Source organism: Rhizobium sp. CB3060, assembly GCF_025200735.1.
In the GTDB taxonomy this organism is placed as follows: Bacteria; Pseudomonadota; Alphaproteobacteria; order Rhizobiales; family Rhizobiaceae; genus Rhizobium.
Genome location: NZ_CP104159.1, coordinates 1,638,824 through 1,659,821 on the forward strand (window position 1 = coordinate 1,638,824; position 20,998 = coordinate 1,659,821).

General features: G+C 57.9%; 21 protein-coding genes and 1 riboswitch. Of the genes, 7 read left to right on the forward strand and 14 right to left on the reverse strand.

Features of this window, described 5'->3' with window-relative positions; translation table 11 throughout:
• Positions 1–7 precede the first annotated feature (7 nt).
• Positions 8–832 carry an amidohydrolase family protein gene (locus N2601_RS26890; RefSeq protein ID WP_260304385.1) on the reverse strand — a complete coding sequence of 275 codons (825 nt, stop codon included), beginning with the start codon at positions 830–832 and terminating at the stop codon, positions 8–10.
• A 324-nt stretch (positions 833–1,156) separates the two neighbouring features.
• Here N2601_RS26890 and N2601_RS26895 point away from each other — a divergent pair, with 324 nt between their 5' ends.
• Together N2601_RS26895 and N2601_RS26900 are read left to right on the forward strand one after the other, a co-directional pair.
• Positions 1,157–3,274, forward strand: a complete 2,118-nt coding sequence (locus N2601_RS26895; RefSeq protein ID WP_260304386.1) for a carboxy terminal-processing peptidase — start codon at positions 1,157–1,159, stop codon at positions 3,272–3,274.
• 10 nt (positions 3,275–3,284) lie between these two features.
• Positions 3,285–3,464, forward strand: a complete 180-nt coding sequence (locus N2601_RS26900; RefSeq protein ID WP_260305288.1) for a hypothetical protein — start codon at positions 3,285–3,287, stop codon at positions 3,462–3,464.
• Between the two features lie 544 nt (positions 3,465–4,008).
• Here the strand turns inward: N2601_RS26900 and N2601_RS26905 are convergent.
• Positions 4,009–4,257 (reverse strand): hypothetical protein, encoded by a 249-nt coding sequence (locus tag N2601_RS26905; protein ID WP_104827436.1) that lies wholly within the window; start codon positions 4,255–4,257, stop codon positions 4,009–4,011.
• A 650-nt stretch (positions 4,258–4,907) separates the two neighbouring features.
• Between N2601_RS26905 and N2601_RS26915 the strand changes: the two genes are divergently transcribed.
• On the forward strand, positions 4,908–5,120 hold the full coding sequence (locus tag N2601_RS26915) for a hypothetical protein (protein ID WP_104827438.1): 213 nt from the start codon (positions 4,908–4,910) through the stop codon (positions 5,118–5,120).
• Between the two features lie 35 nt (positions 5,121–5,155).
• On the opposite strand, the gene N2601_RS26920 is transcribed toward N2601_RS26915, so the two are convergent.
• Positions 5,156–6,040, reverse strand: coding sequence for a hypothetical protein (locus tag N2601_RS26920; protein WP_104827439.1), 885 nt, complete (start codon positions 6,038–6,040; stop codon positions 5,156–5,158).
• A gap of 142 nt (positions 6,041–6,182) precedes the next feature.
• Between N2601_RS26920 and N2601_RS26925 the strand changes: the two genes are divergently transcribed.
• On the forward strand, positions 6,183–6,686 hold the full coding sequence (locus tag N2601_RS26925; protein ID WP_104827440.1) for a metallophosphoesterase family protein: 504 nt from the start codon (positions 6,183–6,185) through the stop codon (positions 6,684–6,686).
• 84 nt (positions 6,687–6,770) lie between these two features.
• The gene (locus N2601_RS26930; protein ID WP_016553206.1) at positions 6,771–6,920 is read left to right on the forward strand and encodes a hypothetical protein; all 150 of its coding nucleotides are present in this window, start codon (positions 6,771–6,773) and stop codon (positions 6,918–6,920) included.
• A gap of 94 nt (positions 6,921–7,014) precedes the next feature.
• Here the strand turns inward: N2601_RS26930 and N2601_RS26935 are convergent, their stop codons facing one another.
• Positions 7,015–7,248 (reverse strand): DUF2171 domain-containing protein, encoded by a 234-nt coding sequence (locus tag N2601_RS26935; RefSeq protein WP_104827441.1) that lies wholly within the window; start codon positions 7,246–7,248, stop codon positions 7,015–7,017.
• Between the two features lie 235 nt (positions 7,249–7,483).
• Between N2601_RS26935 and N2601_RS26940 the strand changes: the two genes are divergently transcribed.
• Entirely contained in the window at positions 7,484–8,293 is an 810-nt protein-coding gene (locus tag N2601_RS26940) for an alpha/beta hydrolase (protein ID WP_311319449.1), read from the forward strand.
• Between the two features lie 34 nt (positions 8,294–8,327).
• Here the strand turns inward: N2601_RS26940 and N2601_RS26945 are convergent, their stop codons facing one another.
• The 3 genes from N2601_RS26945 to N2601_RS26955 all read right to left on the reverse strand — a co-directional run bounded on the left by N2601_RS26945 (position 8,328) and on the right by N2601_RS26955 (position 12,002).
• The gene (locus N2601_RS26945) at positions 8,328–9,350 is read right to left on the reverse strand and encodes an ABC transporter permease (RefSeq protein WP_104827443.1); all 1,023 of its coding nucleotides are present in this window, start codon (positions 9,348–9,350) and stop codon (positions 8,328–8,330) included.
• Entirely contained in the window at positions 9,334–10,854 is a 1,521-nt protein-coding gene (locus N2601_RS26950) for a sugar ABC transporter ATP-binding protein (RefSeq protein WP_104827962.1), read from the reverse strand. The genes N2601_RS26945 and N2601_RS26950 overlap by 17 nt, the downstream gene beginning before the upstream one ends.
• 161 nt (positions 10,855–11,015) lie before the next feature.
• Positions 11,016–12,002 carry a sugar ABC transporter substrate-binding protein gene (locus N2601_RS26955; protein WP_104827444.1) on the reverse strand — a complete coding sequence of 329 codons (987 nt, stop codon included), beginning with the start codon at positions 12,000–12,002 and terminating at the stop codon, positions 11,016–11,018.
• A 336-nt stretch (positions 12,003–12,338) separates the two neighbouring features.
• Here N2601_RS26955 and N2601_RS26960 point away from each other — a divergent pair, with 336 nt between their 5' ends.
• A complete protein-coding gene (locus N2601_RS26960; protein ID WP_104827445.1) occupies positions 12,339–13,349 on the forward strand; it encodes a LacI family DNA-binding transcriptional regulator in 1,011 nt (336 codons plus the stop codon).
• Between the two features lie 129 nt (positions 13,350–13,478).
• Here N2601_RS26960 and N2601_RS26965 read toward each other — a convergent pair whose 3' ends face one another.
• The 7 genes from N2601_RS26965 to N2601_RS26995 form a co-directional block, all read right to left on the reverse strand.
• Positions 13,479–14,378, reverse strand: a complete 900-nt coding sequence (locus N2601_RS26965) for a carbohydrate ABC transporter permease (RefSeq protein ID WP_104827446.1) — start codon at positions 14,376–14,378, stop codon at positions 13,479–13,481.
• Between the two features lie 15 nt (positions 14,379–14,393).
• Entirely contained in the window at positions 14,394–15,329 is a 936-nt protein-coding gene (locus N2601_RS26970; RefSeq protein WP_104827447.1) for a carbohydrate ABC transporter permease, read from the reverse strand.
• Between the two features lie 66 nt (positions 15,330–15,395).
• The gene (locus N2601_RS26975) at positions 15,396–16,709 is read right to left on the reverse strand and encodes an ABC transporter substrate-binding protein (RefSeq protein WP_104827448.1); all 1,314 of its coding nucleotides are present in this window, start codon (positions 16,707–16,709) and stop codon (positions 15,396–15,398) included.
• A 153-nt stretch (positions 16,710–16,862) separates the two neighbouring features.
• Positions 16,863–17,930: an ABC transporter ATP-binding protein gene (locus N2601_RS26980; RefSeq protein ID WP_104827449.1), complete on the reverse strand. Its 1,068-nt coding sequence runs from the start codon at positions 17,928–17,930 to the stop codon at positions 16,863–16,865.
• 100 nt (positions 17,931–18,030) lie between these two features.
• The gene (locus tag N2601_RS26985; protein WP_104827450.1) at positions 18,031–18,807 is read right to left on the reverse strand and encodes an SDR family oxidoreductase; all 777 of its coding nucleotides are present in this window, start codon (positions 18,805–18,807) and stop codon (positions 18,031–18,033) included.
• Position 18,808: 1 nt separating this feature from the next.
• Positions 18,809–19,792, reverse strand: coding sequence for a D-erythronate dehydrogenase (gene denD / locus N2601_RS26990; protein WP_104827451.1), 984 nt, complete (start codon positions 19,790–19,792; stop codon positions 18,809–18,811).
• 29 nt (positions 19,793–19,821) lie between these two features.
• Positions 19,822–20,574, reverse strand: a complete 753-nt coding sequence (locus tag N2601_RS26995; protein WP_104827452.1) for a FadR/GntR family transcriptional regulator — start codon at positions 20,572–20,574, stop codon at positions 19,822–19,824.
• Positions 20,575–20,773: 199 nt separating this feature from the next.
• Positions 20,774–20,906: riboswitch (TPP riboswitch) on the forward strand.
• Positions 20,907–20,998 lie beyond the last annotated feature (92 nt).

Below are 20,998 nucleotides of genomic sequence, written 5' to 3' on the forward strand. Positions count from 1 at the left end.
GCGGCACTCACCGCCGAAGCGAGCGTCTCCGAGAATTTGAGCGCCGACACAGAATCGAAGTGGCTTGTAAAACTGTGGCCTTGGCTGCCCGCCCCAACGTGCGGAGCGTCGCTGGCCGAGAGCAGAACGCGGTTCGCTCCGACGGTCGCGATGATTGCCGACACGAAAGGAACGACATCATCGATATGGTCGAAGTCCGGTATCCAGGCCCCTTGAACCACACGTTTCCCCTGCGCTTGGCCTCCTCAAGCAAGGCGTGATAGCTGGGCTCGTCAGCACCGCGCTCGGCATGGCATGAGCCGAGGTGATCGATGACGACGCGGATTGTCTCCGGCATTTGGCGCAGCACTCGCAGGTTCGTCTCCGCCTCTTTGGCGTAGATGTGGACGTGTTGTTGCACCCGGAGCCTGCCAATGAGCGCGACCCAATCATCGCTGCGATAGGCGCGATCCGATATGCTTTCCGGCGGAGCATCGTGAAGAACGATCCTGATCCCAAAAACATCGGGATGGGATAGCCGTTCGACGGTCGCGTAGGCCGGGTCGGCCTTGATCGTTCCGACTAGCCGGACGTCTCCGTATCGTTCCGGCCACTTCGCCTTGAGCGCCGCCAGCTCATCGAACGACGCGAAGACATTAGACGAATCCGGCAAAATGCTGAGATGCACGTTGTTCAGAAGTTTCGGGAAAATACCGGCGCTCGCCAAGTCGGCAAGATAGTCGGATAGCGAATGGGGTGACGGCAGCAAATAAGGGAGCTGCCCCTCCACAGCCGCAAGATCGGAGGCTGTGAAGAAATGAACGTGCCCGTCGATGGATAGATTTTCTGTCACGACGATCTTTCTCCCCTGTTGGGAGCAAGATATCGCGACAACACCAAGGTGATGCCCTGACTACCCGACAGCTTATATCAAAACTTCGCCATTGGTGTTTGCTCGTCGACACATGTCAAATGCGAACGCTTCAATGAAGAGGCGCAAATTGTCAGATCGGCGCCCACAAAAATCGATCTAGATCCGCACTGCCGGAATCTGTGGTCGGGACTTGTAAAACCCACATTCAGATAGAACGCGTTCGTTTAGTTGCCAAAAGACCATAATTGTTCCACGAACATCGCACATTAAAGACTCAAACGATGTGAATTGGATCGAAGCTTGATGCGTCTACAATGCGGTTTCTTCTGTGCGTTCCTGGCAATTGCTCCCTCGGCATATGCTCTGGAAACCGGCTCACCACCAGTTTTGACGCCGCTACAGCAACAAGCGCAAGCCGCTCATCTGAGCGCGCAATTTCTCACGCGCTTCCACTATAGGCCCGTTCCGCTGGATGACGCCTTATCGGGCACGATCATGAATCGGTTTATCAAATCCCTGGACCCGGATCGTGTCCTTTTCCTGCAGTCAGATATCGACAGGTTCATGGCTGACGGCGCCAAGATTGACGATGCCATCAACCATGAAGACTTGAAGATCCCATTTTCGATCTTCAACACTTATGAGCAGCGGGTGGTCGATCGCATGAGTTATGCGCGCAGTCTGCTCAACCAGAAGCTCGACTTCACCGTGCAGGAAGACTATCCGCTGGTCCGTGACAAGGAGCCCTGGCCGCAATCCGAAGCGGAAAGCAATGACTTGTGGCGCAAACGCGTCAAGAGCGACTGGCTACGCTTGAAACTGGCGGGCAAAGACGATGCCAGCATTCGCGACACGCTCGATAAACGCTATGAAAACTCCCTCGAACGCGCCTACAAGTACAAGAGCGACGATGTTTTCCAGACGTTCATGGACGCCTATACGACATCGATCGACCCGCATACCGACTATTTCGGTGCGAGCGCTTCGGCTGAATTCGATATTTCAATGAAGCTTTCGCTGGTTGGTATCGGGGCGGTCTTGCAGGAAAGGGACGACTACACGACGATCCGCGAGTTAGTGGCTGGAGGCCCGGCACAATTGTCCGGCAAGCTTGCCGTCGGGGACCGCATCATCGGCGTCGGTCAAGGCGAGGACGGCCCGATAAAGGAAGTGGTCGGTACACGCCTCGACGAAATCGTGCAGATGATCCGCGGCGCAAAGGGTTCCACTGTGCGCCTGGACATCTTGCCGGCGGAGGCAGGCCCGGATGCCAAGCACCATGTCATCAGCCTGGTGCGCGATAAGATCAGCCTCGACAAACAGGCCGCCAAGAAGACGATCCTTTCGGTAAAGGATGGCGATGCCACTCGCAAGATCGGGGTGATTACCCTGCCCGCCTTCTACGAAGACTTCGAAGCGCGGCGAAAAGGCGACAAGGATTACAGAAGCGCAAGCCGCGACGTCGCCAAGCTTCTCGCTGAACTGAAGCAAGACAACGTCGACGGTGTGCTCGTTGACTTGCGGAATAACGGTGGTGGTTCGCTGTCCGAGGCCATCGATTTGACGGGCCTGTTTGTCGGCAAAGGCCCGGTCGTTCAGCAACGCGATGCCGGCGGTGACGTGAACGTGGAAAGCGATGATTTTCCCGCACCCGCATGGACAGGTCCGGTTGGCGTGTTGATCAACCGTGGCTCGGCCTCGGCCTCCGAAATTTTTGCCGCAGCGATACAGGATTATGGTCGCGGCGTGATTGTCGGAGAACCGAGTTTTGGTAAGGGCACGGTGCAAACTGTGGTCAATCTTGATCAGGTGGCGCACACCAGCAAGCCGAAATTCGGTGAGTTGAAATTGACGGTTGCCCAGTTTTTCCGTGTCAATGGCGGCACGACACAGCTACGCGGCGTGGTGCCCGACATCAGCTTGCCGGGCCTTTCGGACCCCAAGACCTTTGGTGAGGCGAGTTTTGACAATGCCCTGCCCTGGACGCAGGTCAAGCCAGCGAAATATGCGCCTGCCGGCGATATAAAGGCATTGCTGCCGCAACTGCAAAGCCGCCACGATGCTCGGGTGCAGAACGATCCGGATTTCCAACGCTTCGTAACAGATGTTACAGAACTGAAGGCGCAGCGTGAGAAACAGGTTGTCTCCCTCAATGAATCCGAACGTCGCAAAGAGCTGGCTGCTCAGGCAAGTCGTCGCAAGGCGAGCGAGCAAATCAATGATGGCGTGGATACCGGTAACGACGATGGCCTGGAAGCCAACGAGCGCAGCCTGAGCGCTGATCTTGCCATTGAAAATGCCCGCAGGAACGCCAAAGACGTTTTGCTCAGCGAAGCCGCCGCCATTCTTGCCGACGAAGCGGATTTGCAGAATGACGGGCTGAAGGCTGCCGAACGATCTGGAAATATCGGCAAAAAGTAATTTGCCGGGGATGGCGCGCCCGATCAGCTTCCATGAGCCGCAGCTTCCCATATTTCTTGATGAAGTCATTCTGCGGCACCTGCAGATCGGTTCCGGCTCGGCGGATGTCGCCTTACGCCGCTCCGGTCGCCATGTCGTGGTCGACGTTATTGATCGCAAAGGCGATGTCCGGATTCTCACGACCGTATAGGCGCCGAGGCAATTCCAGAGACGGGATGATCCGCCGCCATTTCGAGGCGATTTGACGCCTACGACTGCGGATTCAACAAGCTGAGATAGACGTGGACTTCTTTCTCCAGATCGTCGCAGATTTCCTCATATTGTCCCAATTGATGGGCATCGGCCCGAGCTAGCCGCAGACGATCGCGATGCATCACCGCTTTGCTATAGCTCCTGCATAAATCCCTGAACCATGGAGCATTGCTGGGGTGCGAACGAAGGCCAGGGCATCTCAACGCGAGCGAAGCCCAGCCATGTCTGAAAAGATTGATACGTACGCTTTCCATAACTGGTGATAGTAGATCAGCACAGACTAATCTTGCACTTGACCGATTGGCTTCGTCCATATGGCTATGGAACAAGCCGCGCCAGCTCGGGACATTATAGTTTGGATCGATCAAGAACCCGTCGCCGGCGGGGACACTACCAGCGACGGGCTGGCTTTGGAGGCCAGTTGGAAAGTGGGGGAACTTCCCAACCAATTCCTCAAATAGAGCTGCGCTCAATTTGTTCCATCAAGGCGCGAATTTATCGCCACTGAGCGGACGATGGCTGTCGTTAATACCGACGAGAGCGACGAGCTGATCTTCGTCATGGATCCCTTCTCGGAAGAGCTCGATAATCATCGCTGCCACTTCCTCGCCTTCTTCACTTTCGCGCGTAATATTCCTTTTGAGCAGAATGGCATCAAAAGCGCGCTGACAAATGTCCAAGTCTATTGAATCGAGAGCCAAATCACGCTTGCTGAGATACCTGCTGATCATTCCTTTCCTCCCATCCAACGCATGTTACCAACTGGAAATGATGTATTTTCGGCCCATCCCAATTTCAAGAATTGGCGTGGAACCGGAAACCGGGAGTGACGTTTTCTGATCAAGTACGCTAAGCCCCTGTCATTAGACTGAACGTCGCTCTTTTCGGCTTAGTTCTCGGAGCGACCTGCTGGAAAAGTTGCCCGCCACCCACATGGGTGGCGGGCTTTGTTTGACAGACGCCCATAACCGAGGGAAACCGCCTGCCGCTCACGCCTCCGCAAATCAACGCCATTTCGGCCTGCGCGTTGTGTTGTATCGCAATTCGCTAGCCGTCGCGAACTGCCCAAAAAGCTGGAGAAGTCGAGTTTCCTCTTTGCTGCACAGCCTGTGCCGTTTGCAAAAATCCTTGACTGACCATACGCGCGTCGCGGTGTTGTGACTTACCTTCTTTGGCTCGACGTATTGCATCCAACTCCTCCTATGGAATTGCCGAACGATAGCGAAACCTACATTAGTTAGAAATAAAATAAGACATGTGGGGAGGAATTGTCCGACCCTCAACGATCTGCCGCACGGCGTCGACCAGGACGCCTTGCCCTGCCTCTCGACATCTTCGAGTTTTCGATGCAAGCTTGAAAGCTGTCCGGGGGGACAGTGGAATGTACGCGCATTATTTGAAGCCAGCACTCTTTGGTCTGGCAATCCTCATCGCAACCGGAGTTCCGACTTATTGGTTGGCGAAGAAAACGTTCGAAGCCGCGATCTTCGAGAACGGGCTTTATCTGGCATTGCTGCCAGTCTATCCGGTCGTATGGATCGCCGTCTTTCTGATTTTATCCCATCGCGCCGTGAAGACTTTCAGGCGTCGCTAGAAGCAACGGCGTTCTGCGCCAAGCTTTGAAACCCTTCAAAAGGAATTGTCCTTGTTCCGGCGCTGTCTGGCTCGCCATCGGGATTTGGCATCGCGTCGCGCGACTCGCAATTCCTCCAGCGTCGGCAACCACCAGCCCCGGTCGAGGTCGTCTTGACCCGGTGCCACTCGTGCCGGCCAGGTTGTCACCAATTCTTCCAGCCCGCCTTGCCGCCAGGAGACCCAGACGTATTCCCTGCCTTCGGCGGGAAAATAGTGCGCGCTGATTGTCGCCGGGTCCGCCAGTTCTCCGTCCGTGCCGGTGAAGAAGACGACCCCGACATGCGTGCCGACTGCGTTTTCGAAGGGCGGGCAATCATCGGAGGGGACGGGATATCGCTTCCTGCGACGCTCCCTTGTTCGTGCCTTGGATGCCTCGTCCTCCTCGGTTCCCCTGATTGTCTCCCGCCGCGCTCGCCTTACGTCCGGCTCACTGCGCTCGGCTGCCGCCTTGATCGCCGGCCAGTGCTGCCGGAGTTCGCCGAATGAGCGGTACGGCACGGTCCAGAGGCGCCGATCCGCGTCCCAGCGGGCATAGGGGATTTCGCGGATCTCGTTGATGACGGTCCGCGAATACGGCGTTCGGATTTGGAAGGATACTGGCGCTGCTTCGAGATAGCGGCTTTCGATCGGATCGAATGCGAAGGCGTCCCTGCCCTTTTCGTCCGCGAATGTGTCGGCTTCCGCCTCCATCTCGGCCAACCAGCGGCTGATGCGCCTCTGAGCCGTACGGCCAGGCACGAACCACGCATTGAGACTGTCGCTCCAGCGCGCACGAGGGAACGCCTCCCGAAATCGCTGCACCGTCATTCGATCGTGCGGCAAGTCAGTCGTTGCACCCACGCGTGGGGTCGCGGATTTGTCGTTCGTTTCTTCGTCCATGTGCATGATCCAAGAACTACCCTTTGGAAGTCCTCGCCGAGATGGCGCGACGGTCTGCCTGAAGAACTGCTCAATCCCGCCTCGAATATACAAATCACGAAAGAGCTCTTGGTTTCCTCTCGAACTCCGCCATTTTGGCCGAATGATCTATTTCACAAGCGATACCCATTTTGCCGATCCGCGCGTCCTAAGGATCGACCGGCGCCCCTTCCCCGATATGGCATTCCATGACGTCGCCCTGATCGACAACTGGAACGAGATCGTCGGAACCGGGGACGATGTCTGGCACCTTGGCGACTTCATGTCATCACGCGGCGGGGATTGTGATCAGCTTCTCTCAATGCTGAATGGCCGCAAGCATCTCGTCATCGGGAACAACGACCAGGACGCTACGACTAAAGCAAGCGGTTGGGAGAGCGTTCAGCACTACAGCGAGATCACCCTGGACGACCACCTGCTGATCCTCTGTCACTATCCTTTTCGAACCTGGAATAAGATGAGCAAGAAATCGATCAATCTCCACGGTCACTCTCACGGAAAGCTCAGACCGCTTCCCCGACAGTACGACGTCGGCGTGGACGCGCAAGGTCTGCGGCCGGTGTCGCTCGAGATTCTCCTGAATCCGGCTGGCGGTGCGAAGGCATAGGTGTCGAGAGCTGCGACGATATTCGGATCAATCGGGGAACCGACATTGGCCGGTAGCGGTTATGACCTCACATAGGAGGCTGTCATGATCCGCAAGCTGAAGTCCGGCGAGTATCGTCTCTACTCGCGCAAGGTCGATCCGAAGACCCACAAACGCAAAAATCTCGGCACGTTCAAGTCACGCGAGGCAGCCGAGAAGCACGAGCGCGAAGTTCAGTACTTTAAGCACCACTAGCCGCATTCATTGATGCACGAAATGGCGGGAGCGCTGGTGTAGCCTGCTTGACTTCTGCAGGAATGCCGCGCCCTCGGGACGCGGCAGATCGCCTTCAATTGAGCGTCGACCACTCACTGCGGACGTCGTCTGCATTCTTCGAGAGATGAACGTGAGCGTCGACGTGATCGACCCAATTCAGCGGAATGAGGTGGTGCTTGCCATCATCGGAGTCGCTCTTGGTCAACTTGATACCGGTGTCGCCATCAAGTTCGTCGACGGTCCCGACATGCACACCGTCGGCAGCCAGTACTTCCATATGCTCGCGAATATTGTCTGCGGAAAACATTGTTTCCTCCTATTGCTTCCTACAGGACGGGAACGAGGCGACAGGGACTTGGTTCCCACTGTGGCGGCTCCACCGTCTTGCGTCGATCGCGCGGCAATGCTGGCGCGTCTTGTCTTTGGAACTTTGCGCAAGCAGGCGCGTTTCTTTGGCCATGTCAGGGAAGCAGCCCATCCCGCCCAAGGTCGGCACAATATGGTCCATCGGCGATGGACGGGTTCATTTTCTCGAAAAGGGCGTGCGCGACAAGGAACCGGTGATCCTTCTTCACGGCTGCGGCAGCATTGCCGAAGAATTGCTATTGCCTTTCGAGGATAGCGAGTTTCGCGTGATAGCCCCTGACCGCCCGGGATATGGTCTCAGTACACCCATACCAGCGGCTGAATGCGGTCCGATCGGCCAATCATTCTGGCTTGAGCGTTTCCTCGATTGCGCTGGTTTTACCGGCCTGACGATCGTTGCTCATTCGATTGGCAGCGCGCCTGCGCTGCACTTGGCTGCGCGAAGGCCCGATCTCATAAGCAAGCTTTTCCTGATATCACCCTGTTGCAGCCCGGTACCGCCGAAAGCGATGCTCATCTTAAGGGCCGCCTCAGCTCCCTTGGTGGGCGGCCTGGTGCGTCAGCACGTCATCAGCCGTTGTGCAACCTTCTTCGTCGGCCAAGGCTTGAGGGCATCTTCGTTTCCGAACACCGTCCCAGCTTGCCTCGGCGGCTTACCCGCCAGCCACCTTGTCAATCCACTCGCTGTACAAACCATGGCCGACGAATTGCGGGCATTCAACCGCGATATGCAGCTCTTGCCGAGCCTGCCGCCCCATCTCATCATCCACGTGCTCTTCGGCCTGTCGGACGCGATCATCCACCCGGCATTGCACATAGACTGGTTACGCCGCAAGCACCCTGCGGCGTTCATCAAAGTGCTGGAAGGCGTGGGGCACTTGCCTCACCATGTTGCGCCGGACGAGGCGCGAAACATGCTCGCAAATCTCATCTGCCCGCAAATGCCACAAGGATCCGAACGGCTACCCCTCGACCATGTCGCCTAACAATTGCTTTAGATCATCTGAGCGTTGCGATTGATTATCGCGTTTCCAGTATCCGCATCAAACGGCCGCGATAGCTATCCAGAATGACGGCCAGGACAATGACGGCACCGATGACGATCGGCTTGATGTTGTCGTCAGCGCCCAATAGCTGCAATCCCGTCGACAGCACCTGCAGAATGCACGCACCAACCAGCGTTCCGACGATCGATCCCTTGCCGCCCGAAAGGCTGGTGCCGCCGATGATGACTGCGGCGATGGCATTCAATTCATAGCCGATGCCCGCAACCGGGCTGCCGACGTTGAGGCGCAGCAGATAGACCATGGCCGCAATGCCCGCGGTGAACCCCGAAATCGTGAACACTGCGATCTTGTATCTTTTCGGCTCATGCCCCGACAGTCGGACGGCCTCTTCGTTGGTGCCGATCGCAAAGACGAAGCGTCCGAAGACCGTATAGCGCAGCACGAACCAGCCAATGAGGACGACAACGATCGCAATCAGGAAGATCGACGGGAAGATGCCCCAGAAGATCAGATTTCCGAAATCGACGAAAGGCTGCGGGAGGCCGGTGATGGTGGAGTTATCACTGACAACGCGCGCCAAGCCGCTGGCGACATTGAGCATGCCGAGCGTCACGATGAAGGACGGAAGCTTCCACTTCTCGCATACCCAGCCGTTGATCGCGCCAAGGACGGCTCCGGTTCCCATGGATGCGATCGAAGCCAGAACAATCGCCTGCCATGGGGAAAACCGTGGATCGATCATGATCGTCGCGCCGATGACCGTGCAAAGGGCAAGCAACGAGCCGACGGAAAGATCGATGCCGCCAACGAGGATGACGAAGGTCATGCCCGAGGCAAGCACGGTGTTGATGGCGATCTGAACGAAGATCTTGAGGAAGTTTTCCGGGGTCGCGAAATAGGGTGCCGTCGCCGAGAAAAACGCCAGGATCAGAACAAGGGCGATCGCAACGCCGGCTTCCTTCATCGAAATCCGAATGAGGCTGTCCCAAAAACGGCTCTCTTTCATATCGGTCTTGTTTTCAACGTTCCCGGACACGGCTGTACTCCTTGTAAGCGAGTGAGAGGATGCTGCTCTCTTCAAATTGTTCCCGCGCTATTTCCCCGGCTATCTTCCCGTTCGACAAAACGATGATGCGGTGGCAGATACCCATGAGTTCCGGCAAATCGGAGGAGACCACCAGAATACCCTTGCCCTCGGCGGCGAGTTTCCAAAGAAGCTCATATATTTCGACTTTCGCGCCCACATCGATCCCCCGGGTCGGCTCATCGAAAATCAGTACCTTGGGGCCACGGAAAAGCCATTTGGCAATGACCACCTTCTGCTGATTGCCGCCGGAAAACGTCCTGACCGCCTGGCGGATCGATGGGGTCTTGATGCGAAGCTCGCGCACGAGACGCTGCGAATGCTCGTCCTCGACCTTGCGCAGGATCAATCCCTTGCGGGAGATCTTGGCTGGGTCCGTTATGGTGGTGTTTTGCGCGCAGCTCATGTCGAGCATCAAGCCTTGCATCTTGCGGTCTTCAGTCGCCAGGCACAGGCCCGCGGCAACCGCTTGCCTGGGCGAATGGATCGAGACCAGTTCGCCATCGATGCGGATCTCGCCGGCGGCTTTGACGTCGGCGCCGAATAGCGCCCGGACGGCTTCGGTGCGCCCGCTGCCGACAAGGCCGGCTATGCCGACGATTTCGCCCTTGCCGACGGAGAAGGACAGTTCCGGACTATGTCGCGTCACTTTCAGACCGGAAACGCCAAGCGCCTCGCCGGACACCACGCTGTCCTTGCGAAAGACGCCATGATCCGCAATCGTGCGGCCGACCATGAGTTCGACAATATTCGGGATGGTCAATCCTGCAAGCGGACGGGTTATCACATGCTGGCCGTCGCGCAGCACCGTCACGTCGTCGCCGACCTCGAAGATCTCCTCGAGCCTGTGGGAGATGTAAAGCGTCGTAACGCCGCGACCTCTCAGCCGCTTCAGAATTTCGAACAGGCGATCGACCTCCTTGGAGGTCAGGGTTGCCGTCGGTTCGTCAAGGACCAGAAGCTTGCTTTCGTAGCAAAGCGCCTTGGCGATCTCGAGAAGCTGGAGCTGCGCAACGCTGAGACGGTTGGCCAGGGTCGTAGGGGCGACATCGAGGCCGACGTCGGCCAGGAGCTCGGCGGCCCTACGATTCATTTCCTTGTAATTGACCAGACCGTATCGGCGGGGAAGATGCTCGAAAAGCAGATTTTCGGCGACGGTGAGATTGGAAAGGGGGTGCAGTTCCTGGTGGATGACCCGGATGCCCGCTTTGAATGCCTCCAGCGGAGAGGCCGGGTGATAGGGTTTACCGTCAAAGGAGATGTGGCCATCGTCCGGCCTGAAGACGCCCCCGAGCAGATTGATCAGGGTGGATTTGCCGGCGCCATTCTCGCCAAGAAGAACGTGGCCCTTGCCGCGGCCAACCCGCAGGGAAACATCCTTGAGCGCCACGACGCCCGGGAAACGCTTGCCGATCCCTTCCAGCTTCAGGATGTAGTCATCTGGTGCGTCTGACACGTCCACCTCATGGTCTATTTCGAATTCGAGATGGCCAGCCTCTGCGCGACGCACTCAGAGGTGCGGAAGCGTCACCCTCGGCGATCGACGCGCAAATCGGCTGGTAGCGGTCAGCGCCGGCCAGTGGCCGGCGCTTCTTTTAGCCCCGCGGGCAATCTCAATTACTTGAGATCCTTGGCGGTAATAAGCTTGACGTCCGTCTTGACCCAGCCGGTGAATTTTTCGCCGGCAAGTTCACGCAGGCCATAGTCGATGCCCATGACGGCCATCTGCGCACCATACTGCTCGACAGTGGCAAGCATCTTGCCGTCCTTGATCAGCGGCTGCACCGGCGGAATGTTGTCGAAGCCGACAACCTTGATCTTGCCGCTCTGACCGGTCGCATCGAGAGCCTTGACGACGCCGAGAGCCATGGAGTCATTGGCCGCCATGACGCCCTGAATATCCTTATACTTCGTCAGGAAGTTCGTCATGACGGTATTGGCTTCTTCCGTCTCCCAATGGGCAGTCTTGCTGTCGAGAAGCTGAAGCTTGCCGCCATTGACGGAGTCCATGAAGCCTTCCTTGCGCTCCTTGGCGTTGTCGGCCTCGGGGTTACCCTCGAGGATAACGACCTTCGCACCGGGCCCGAGGTCCTTGGCGAGCGCATCCCCAGCAAGCTTGGCACCTTCGCGGTTATCCGGACCGAAGAACGCGAGGTCGATACCGGCTGCCTTCTTGGCGTCGGCGTCGAGCGGCACGTCGATGTTGATGACCTTCACGCCGGCCTTCACGGCCTTCGCAATGGGGGTAGCCATCGCCTTTGAATCGGCCGGCGCGACGACGATGATGTCGTATTTCTGCGTCACGAAGTTTTCGACGGCATCGACCTGCGCGGCGAAATCACGCTCGTCCTTCATGCCCACGGCCTTGAAGTCAAACTTGTCTTTGTTCTCCGCGGCATATTTGTCGGCGCCGGCCTTCATCTGCTTGAAGAACTCATTGGACAGAGACTTCATGATCAGGCCCACCTTGGGCTTGCTGGCCGCAAAAGCAGGCGACACGCCGCACGACAGCGCGAGCATCAAGGTGCCGGCCAGGCCGAGCTTCAATGCTGCACGCCGCGACGCACTCATCATGACGGAATCACGCTTAATAGAATTGGACATTTTCTTTCCTCCCCACCTTCTGGGCTCAGCTCCATCTGAGTTGCCAGCGGCAATGAACCGTTTCCAACATCTATTGGGTAGCAATGGCCATAAGTGTTGTCAAGACGGCGACATAGAGCCTAAACCGGTTGAAATTTGAAATAATTGTTGCTTGCGTACATGCGCCTCAATGAACCGTTTCCATTGAGTGCATATCAACCTTATGCTATGGAGCTTAAGCGGCACAAAATTGAGATGTGCCCTTTGACTGAGACGATAGAGACCATTAGCTGGAAGCCCGGATCGGGCGCCTTTCGGTGTTCGGAAGGCGAAGATGAAGGAACATGTGCTTCTGTTATGTCAAAGGTCGGAATTCGAGACGTTGCCAAGCTCGCGGGAGTTTCCACCGGAACCGTTTCAAGGGTTTTGAACGATCACCCCTCCGTGACGGATGAATTGAGAGCGCGTGTCAGGCGCATCATCGAAGAACTCGGCTATATGCCCGACCCGTCTGCAAGAAGCATGCGCAGCAAGGTCAGCCGCCTCATCGGCATCGTCATTCCGGACCTGACCAACCCCTTCTTCTCGGAACTTGTGCAATCCGCGGAACAAGCGGCGGCAGGTCATGGCTATAACATCATTGTCATGACCTCCTTTGACCACGCGGCCAAGGAGGCAGACCGCATCGGGCAACTGATGAGCCGGAAGGTGGATGGCATCATCCTCGTTCCCAGCATCGATTTCCACACGATCAAGCTGCCGAAGGGATTGCCGATCGTCGTCGTCGACCGCCTTATGCCAGGATATTCCGGCATCGCCTCCGATCACCGCCATGGAGTCCGTCTCGGCGTCGAACATCTTCTGAAGCTCGGTCATCGCCGCATCGGCTTCATTTCGGGACCTAAACACTCCGTACCAGCCAATGATCGCCTCAAGGGCTACCTCGACGCAATGGGGCAGTCCGATGATGGCAAGCAAATACAAGGATCATCGCTCATAGCCGAGGCGGCTTTCGACTATGAAAGCGGTCGATCAGCAGGAAACTACCTGCTTGCACGAGCGCGGTACGAGCGCCCGACCGCCATCTTTGCAAGCTCGGATCAGCAGGCGATCGGCTGCATGAGAGCGGCACATGATTTGGGAATCCCGATACCTGCAGCCCTTTCCATCGTAGGCTTCGACGGCATCCCTCTCTCCAGCATGACAACGCCGCGCCTGACAACGGTCAAGCAGCCGATTCAGAAGATGGCGGCAGCGGCGGTCGCGGTCCTGTTGAACAAGCAGCCTACGCCTGGCCTCGACCATCCAATCCTGCTCGCTTGCGAGCTGTCGGAGGGAGAAACGACCTCTCCACCCCAACCCGATTAAAACGGCGTACACGTAGCCCGACGCGCTCTATCGGGACGGCGCCCGGTCAGTGCCGCCCTCTATCTCTTGCCGGCTTCGTGCAGGCCCAATCCAAATTGGCTATCGCGGAGGAGACAGCCCTCTCGCTCATCATTCTTTCACGGCGCCAGTCATGGACGAAACGTAGTAGTCGACGAAGAAGGAGTAGAGAATGACGACCGGCAATGAACCGAATAGAGCGCCGGCCATGAGCGAGCCCCACTCGAAGACATCGCCGCGCACCAATTCCGTCAGAACACCCACGGGGATTGTCTTGTTTTCCGAGGATTGGATGAAGGTGAGCGCGTAGATGAATTCGTTCCAGGAGAGGGTGAAGGCGAAGATTCCGGCCGATATCAGCCCAGGCACCGCCAGCGGGAGGATAATTTTGACAAGGATCTGCCAGCGGCTGGCGCCATCGACCAGCGCACTTTCTTCCAGTTCGAAAGGTATCGATCTGAAATAGCCCATCAAGAGCCAGGTGCAGAACGGGATAAGAAACGTCGGGTAGGTGAAGATGAGCGCCAGCCTGGAATCGTAGATCCCGAGCTTGAAGACAATAAAGGCCAAAGGAATGAAGAGGATCGAAGGCGGGACGAGGTAGGCCAGGAAGATCAGCAAGCCGATCGAACGCGAGCCGGTAAAGCGCACGCGCTCGATTGCATAGGCGCCGAAGATTGAGGCCAATAGCGACAGCGCAGTCGATCCGACCGCCACCAATATCGTGTTCCATAGCCAGCCCGGATACGACGTTTCAAAGAACAGGTACTTGATGTGATCGAGTGTCGGCCCCACCACCCAGAAGGGGCTGTAGTTATTGTAGTCGGTCAACTGTGCGTTCGGCTTGATGGCCGTGATCGCCATCCAGTAGAAGGGAAACAGAAGCACGAAGACGAAGACCGCCATCGGCAGATAAAGCATGACGATGCGTCGAGGCAGGCGGTTGAGATAGCCCATGCCTTCGACATTATCGGTGAGTACCGGATTGGCGGTGTTGGCTTTGGTGTTCATGAGGTTCTCCCGATCTCAGTCCTGTCCGCCTTGCTGCCATTTGCGGCGCTGCAGACCAAAGAAGCTGAACATGATGGCGGCAAGCAGGAAGGGAATCATGGCAACCGCGATTGCCGCCCCCTCGCCGAGCTGCCCTCCGGGGATGCCGCGCTGGAAGGAAAGCGTCGCCATCAGATGCGTCGCGTTGACCGGCCCGCCCTTGGTCAGCACATAGATGAGCTGGAAATCCGTGAAGGTGAACAGTACCGAAAACGTCATCACCACCGCGATGATCGGCGTCAGCATCGGTAGCGTTACGTAACGGAAGCGCTGCCAACTCGTGGCCCCATCCAGGGATGCCGCCTCCTGAAGCGAAGCGGGAATGGTCTGCAGACCGGCGAGCAGGGAAATCGCCACGAAAGGAATGCCGCGCCAGACATTGGCGATGATGACCGAGATGCGCGCATTGGTCGGATCGCCGAGGAAATTGATCGGGCCATGGATCAGGCCGATCTTCATCAAAGACCATGAGATAATGGAAAATTGAGAATCGTAGATCCACCAGAATGCCAATCCTGACAGCACCGTTGGAACGACCCAGGGCAGCAGCACGATCGCCCGGAAAAACGACTTGAATGGCAGATGCTGATTGAGAAGCAGCGCCAGCCAAAGGCCGAGCACGAATTTCAGGACGGAAGCTACGAAGGTGTAAAGCAAGGTATTGAAGACCGTCAGCCAGAAGACGGAGTCATGGGCCAGGAATTGATAATTCTCCAGTCCGATGAAACTCCCGGCACGCCCGATACGTGTGTCCGTGAAACCGAGCCAGACGCCGAGCCCCAGCGGATAGGTGAGAAAACAAATCAGAAAGATGGCCGCCGGCAACATGAAGAGGAAGCCGAGCATATTGTTGTTTTGCATGAGCGATCTGATCGGGCTGCGCGTGATATCCCCGGATGGCACAGTCGACATGATATTATCTCCTGATGGACAGTCGCAGCATGCCGTTGCCGGCACGCTGCAGATCTTCGCGAAGGATCAAACCTTGTAGTAGCGGTTCGCCCGGCGCTCGGCCTCTTTCATCGCATCCTCCGGCGACATCTGGCCGGTTACGGCGGCGGCGAACATGTCGACGAGCACGTAATCGGCCATCACGCCTGCCGAAGCATAGCCCAGGGGACCGGCATAGCCATTCGGGCGCAGCGTTTCCGAGGCGCGGGCATAGGGTGCGTGCACCGGATCAGCAGTCCAGACAGGGTTGTTGGCAAAGGCCTTCAAGGGTTGGCAGCAATAGGCGCTCGACCCTTGGATCCAGGCATTCATCTGGTCGCCTTCCATCATGAACTTGATATAGGCCTTGGCGGCCTCCGGGTATTTGGTATGGCTGAAAAGAACCAACGAGCTTGTTTGGTGCAGTTCGACGCTCTTGCCGACGGGGCCGATCGGGAAGTTTGTGGTTCTGATATCGGCCGCGATCTCGGCGAGCTTCGGATCCTTCTTCGCCGCATAATAGACCGATACGCCGTTTGCGATCAGCGATACCTGCCCGGCAAGGAAGGCCCGGTTGTTGTTGATGTCCTGCCAGCTTTCCGTGCCGGGGATGAAGGTCGCGTAGAGATCCATCGCATAGTGGATGGCCGCCAGCGTTTCAGGGCTGTTGATCGTCACCTTGCCGCCTTCGTCCACCATCTTGCCGCCATGGCTCCAAAGCAGCCAATGGGCATAATTGTTGCCATCGCCCACGGCCTTGCCGTGCGGGAAGCCGGCCGGCGTGCCTTTCGCCTTCATTGCCTTGCAAAGCTCCAGGAACCCTGCGGTATCCTTGGGGAATTCGCTGAAGCCCGCCGCCTTTACATGGCTGTCGCGATAAACGACGGCATTGCCGATCGCCGTCAACGGCATGGCGATGAACTTGTCGCCGCGGGTTGCGTAACCGCGCACGCCGTCATACCAGCCGCCGTATTTATTGCCGAGATAGTTACCGAGTTCAGTCAGGTCGACGAGCTTATCGGGATACTGATGAGCATCGTCGAACCAGCACATCACCATGTCGGGACCGGAACCGACATTGGCGGCGACAGCGGCCTTCGGTCGGATGTCTTCCCAGCTTTCCTTGTCGACACGAACCTCGACGCCGGTCGCCTCCGTGAACTTCTTGGTATTGGCAAGCCAGGCATCCTCGTCGCCCTTGACGAAGGGGGTCCAGCGAAGAAGCCTGAGACTTGCGCCCTTTTCGGGCGTGTAGCCGGGTTCGGTTTGGGCGAAAGATGGGCGTATGCCGAGCGGCGCAAGGCCAGCGATACCGGCCGCCGCCGCGGATGCGGCAAGAAAGTCACGTCTCTTGAATGTCATGATACTCCTCCTTTGAAAACGGGAGCAAATCCCCCCGGCGCCCACCTTCCCGTGTGGTGGACGACGACCATCGCATCCGACCTTGCCGGATATTTCCGCACCGACGGGCGAGCAGGAAAACTCCTCTTTTTCCTGCTTCCCACCGAAGCGGTATCAGATCGTCAATCTCCGACCGCTTTCGGCGTCGAATAGATGGACATGCGGCGCGTCGATGGAAACGCGCAGCGTATCGCCGGGTCGGGCATTGATTCGTTCCCGGAAGATGCAGTTGACATCACTGCCGCCAAACCTGACGGTCATCTGCGTTTCATACCCGGTCGGCTCGATCACGATGATTTCCGCCGGTAGACCGTTGGCGTCGAGCGCGATGTATTCCGGACGCAGCCCATAGACGAGATCCCGGCCCTTTGCGCCAGCGGGCGGATTTGCCACCGGCAGGACAGTTCCGTCCGACGCGATGAACCGGCTGCCATTCTCCGCATCGAGGCGGCCTTTGATCATGTTCATCGCCGGCGAACCGATGAAGCCCGCGACGAAAAGATTGGCAGGCGTGTCGTAGAGATCCAGCGGCTTTCCCACCTGCTCGACGACGCCGTCATGCATGACGACGATCTTGTCGGCCATCGTCATGGCCTCGATCTGATCATGCGTGACGTAAACGGTCGTGGTGCCGAGACGTTGATGAAGCTCCTTGATCTCCGCGCGCATGGCGACCCGGAGCTTGGCATCGAGGTTGGAAAGCGGCTCATCGAAGAGGAAAACCTGCGGATCGCGCACGATCGCCCGGCCCATGGCGACACGCTGGCGCTGGCCGCCGGAAAGCTGGCGGGGATAGCGGTCGAGGAGCTTTGTGAGGCCCAGGATTTCCGCAGCCTTCTTGACACGCATATCCATGTCGGCTTTCGGCGCACGCTTGAGCATCAGCGAGAAAGCCATGTTCTGCGCCACCGACATGTGTGGATAGAGCGCGTAATTCTGAAAGACCATGGCTATGTCACGGTCGCCCGGCGCTACGCCGTTGACGGCACGATTGCCGATACGGATCTCGCCGGCGGAAATGTTTTCGAGGCCGGCAAGCATTCTCAGAAGCGTGGATTTTCCGCATCCGGACGGTCCGACCAGGATCACGAACTCCCCGTCGGCAATCTCGATATTCACGCCCTTGATAACCGGGAACGCCCCGAATGATTTCCTGACATCGACAAACTCGACACCTGCCATAAAAGTCCCTCCCAGAACTTGTCACTTCCTTGGCCCTGCCGGTCATCTCCTCCTCCGAGACATTCACCGCCAGAACGCCAGCCAATTCAATTTCGACGTCCTATCCCCTTCCGACGAGCGGCATCTTTGTCGCCATCACGGTCATGGTCAGGACGTTCGCCTCCAGCGGAAGGCTTGCCATGTAGACGACCGCGCGAGCGACGTGCTCAGCGGAAATCGTCGGTTCGGTGGCAATTTCTCCATTCGCCTGCAGCACACCGGAACTCATCCTCGCGGTCATGTCCGTTGCGGCATTGCCGATATCGATCTGGCCGCAAGCGATATCGAATGGGCGTCCGTCGAGCGCGGTCGATTTCGTAAGGCCGGTGATCGCATGCTTGGTCGCGGTATAGGGGGCGGAATTTGGCCGGGGCGTTGTCGCCGAAATCGACCCGTTGTTGATGATGCGGCCGCCGTGAGGCACCTGCGACTTCATCAGTTTGAAAGCCTGCTGCGTGCAAAGAAACGCGCCGGTGAGGTTGGCCGCGACCACGCCGTTCCACTGGTCGAAGGTGAGCTCTTCGAGCGGTATCGCAGGCGCACCGCTGCCGGCATTGTTGACGAGAAGATCGAGCCGGCCGAATTCGGATTTGATCTTGCCGAAGAGGTCAGCGACCTGTTCAGGAGCCCCGATATCGCAGACAATCGCCCGCATCGTGCCGCCAGTCTCGGCGGCGAGTTCGCTGGCTGCCTTTTCCAGCACATCATGACGGCGCCCGGTGAGGACAACGGTGTAACCTTCAGCGCTCAGCGCTTTGGCGATGCTGCGGCCGATGCCGGTACCTCCGCCGGTGACAAGGGCGATCTGGGTTTTTGGTGCGATTGCGGGCTGCGCCATCTCAGATTTTCCCTCCAAGTTCATCATCGATGTGGATCCTTATGATCTCATCGAAATTGGTTTCCGCCCTGAAGCCGAGCGCCGTTGCGCGCCGCGCATCGAAATCCGTCGCCCATCCGGAAACAATCGAGCGGATTGTGGGGTCGATCTCACGGCGGATGAGTTTGACAGCCTTTTCGCCGGCTACGCGGCGCAGAGCCTCGATCTCCTCGCCGACAAGTGCGGACAGCCCGGGCATGGTGAGATTTCGGCGCGGTCCGATCTCGCTGCTGTCGATGCGTGCGGCATGGATGAAGAAGCCGACCGCGGAGCGTGGGCTGGCAAACCAGTGTCGGACGTTCTCGTCCACCGGCAGCACGGCTTCCTGATTGACAAGAGGCTCGCGCAGAATGTTCGAGAAGAAGCCGGAGGCGGCCTTGTTGGGCTTGCCGGGGCGGATGCAGATTGTCGGAAGGCGAATGCCGATGCCGTCGAAGATGCCGCGCCTCGAATAATCGGCAAGCAGCAGTTCGCAGATCGCCTTCTGCGTACCGTAGCTCGTCAGAGGGGTCGTGAAGAAATCATCGCCGATCTTCTCCGGAAAGGGTTGGCCGAAAACAGCGATCGACGAGGCAAAGATGACGCGGGGGTTATAGGGCTCCTTCAGCCCCTCGTGCCGGATGGCCTCGAAGAGCGAGCGCGTGCCATCGAGATTGGTATGGTAGCCCTTATCGAAATCCGCCTCGGCCTCGCCCGATACGATCGCCGCCAGATGGAAGATCATATCCGGCCGCAAGCTGGAAAGCTTGGTCGCACTACTGGCATCGGCAAGATCGGCCGTCATCGCCGTGGAAACGGATGCAAGCGCGGCCGGGACCGGCGGCGGAACAACGTCGACAAGCGTCAACCTGTCGATCCCGCGGCCAAGCACATCTGCCTGCAGACCAATCTTCTCCACCAGCTTGCGACCGATCATGCCAGCCGCCCCGATAACCATCACATGCATGTCAGCCAAACCTCCTCATGCTCAGCGGCTCAAACCGTATTGCCGGTATTGCCGGTCGCCAGCAGAACCTTGGTCGTTTCGTAAATACGCGTCAGATGATGCCGGAACGCGTCGACGACGGCATCGCGGTCATGCCGTGCGAGAGCCTCGTAGATCGATAGATGATCGTCGTAGCTCGCTTCGATAGCGCCCGGCTTGGACATGGCGTTGCGGCGGTAATTCATCATGTAGGTGTATAGGTCAGTGACAAAGTCGGCGAGCAGCGGGTTTCCACCGGCGCGATAGATCGCAACGTGGAATTCGCGGTCGCAAATGAGGAAACGCATCACATCGTCTCCGCCAAGCCGCTGCGCCTCCAGAAGAGCCTGCAACTTTGCCAGCGTCGCATCGTCGATCCGTTCGGCAGCGTCGCCGACGACCTTGAGCTCGACATGGAGACGGGCCGCGTGAACCGACTCCAGATCGTAGCTGTCGATTGCATTGGGGGAGGCGATTGTCACCGTGATGTGGCTGAGGTCGACCTTGCAAACGCGGCTGCGGCTGCCATGCGAAACCGCGATGATACCTTGCGCGGCCAGGGTCTGGATGGCGCCGCGCACCGTTTCGCGGCTGACATGGAGAACGCTTGCCAGTTCGCGCTCGCCCGGCAACTCGTCGCCCGGCCGCAACATGTTGGTTGCTATCAGGACCATCAGCTTCTGAGCGATAACGTCACGCGCCGTCCGGCGGGCGAGACCACGCGCGATATTCGGCACCTCGGTTAAGATCGGACTTTCGTCCATCACACCCTCCGGTCCACTGGTTGGTCCAGCAGATCAGTTTATTAAGAATGGTTGAGCAAATCAGTCAAGCCAATTTCCTCCTGTAACCGCCAATAGGGACATCTTTCATCAGCCAGGCTCGGGACAGAGATATCGCTCGACGTCTGAGCCGCAACGAGAGCAAGCTTGACATCATTAGCGAGCGCCCTTTACCATCACCGACATTCACCAGGGGGGTCCCGGCAAGGGGCTGAGATACTGCTGAACAATACGGCTTTGCCGATTGTGGGCGCAGTGACCCGTTGAACCTGATCCAGTTCATACTGGCGTAGGGACGGTGCAAGCGCTCGAAGGCTTTGGATTCATGCGTGGAATCCGTGTCGGCGTCTTTCCATCATTCCGGCTGATTGACTGGGTCTCCAACTGCAATTTGGAGCCTCAAACC

Excerpts from the sequence above, each read along its gene's own strand:
- N2601_RS26955 (WP_104827444.1), bottom strand. The coding sequence starts at position 12,002 with ATGTCCAATTCTATTAAGCGTGATTCCGTCATGATGAGTGCGTCGCGG.
- N2601_RS26930 (WP_016553206.1), top strand. The coding sequence starts at position 6,771 with ATGATCCGCAAGCTGAAGTCCGGCGAGTATCGTCTCTACTCGCGCAAG.
- N2601_RS26980 (WP_104827449.1), bottom strand. The coding sequence starts at position 17,930 with ATGGCAGGTGTCGAGTTTGTCGATGTCAGGAAATCATTCGGGGCGTTC.
- N2601_RS26960 (WP_104827445.1), top strand. The coding sequence starts at position 12,339 with ATGTCAAAGGTCGGAATTCGAGACGTTGCCAAGCTCGCGGGAGTTTCC.
- denD (WP_104827451.1), bottom strand. The coding sequence starts at position 19,792 with ATGCATGTGATGGTTATCGGGGCGGCTGGCATGATCGGTCGCAAGCTG.
- N2601_RS26915 (WP_104827438.1), top strand. The coding sequence starts at position 4,908 with ATGTACGCGCATTATTTGAAGCCAGCACTCTTTGGTCTGGCAATCCTC.
- N2601_RS26935 (WP_104827441.1), bottom strand. The coding sequence starts at position 7,248 with ATGTTTTCCGCAGACAATATTCGCGAGCATATGGAAGTACTGGCTGCC.
- N2601_RS26975 (WP_104827448.1), bottom strand. The coding sequence starts at position 16,709 with ATGACATTCAAGAGACGTGACTTTCTTGCCGCATCCGCGGCGGCGGCC.
- N2601_RS26965 (WP_104827446.1), bottom strand. The coding sequence starts at position 14,378 with ATGAACACCAAAGCCAACACCGCCAATCCGGTACTCACCGATAATGTC.
- N2601_RS26905 (WP_104827436.1), bottom strand. The coding sequence starts at position 4,257 with ATGATCAGCAGGTATCTCAGCAAGCGTGATTTGGCTCTCGATTCAATA.
- N2601_RS26920 (WP_104827439.1), bottom strand. The coding sequence starts at position 6,040 with ATGGACGAAGAAACGAACGACAAATCCGCGACCCCACGCGTGGGTGCA.
- N2601_RS26995 (WP_104827452.1), bottom strand. The coding sequence starts at position 20,574 with ATGGACGAAAGTCCGATCTTAACCGAGGTGCCGAATATCGCGCGTGGT.
- N2601_RS26985 (WP_104827450.1), bottom strand. The coding sequence starts at position 18,807 with ATGGCGCAGCCCGCAATCGCACCAAAAACCCAGATCGCCCTTGTCACC.
- N2601_RS26895 (WP_260304386.1), top strand. The coding sequence starts at position 1,157 with ATGCGTCTACAATGCGGTTTCTTCTGTGCGTTCCTGGCAATTGCTCCC.
- N2601_RS26925 (WP_104827440.1), top strand. The coding sequence starts at position 6,183 with ATGATCTATTTCACAAGCGATACCCATTTTGCCGATCCGCGCGTCCTA.
- N2601_RS26900 (WP_260305288.1), top strand. The coding sequence starts at position 3,285 with ATGGCGCGCCCGATCAGCTTCCATGAGCCGCAGCTTCCCATATTTCTT.
- N2601_RS26970 (WP_104827447.1), bottom strand. The coding sequence starts at position 15,329 with ATGTCGACTGTGCCATCCGGGGATATCACGCGCAGCCCGATCAGATCG.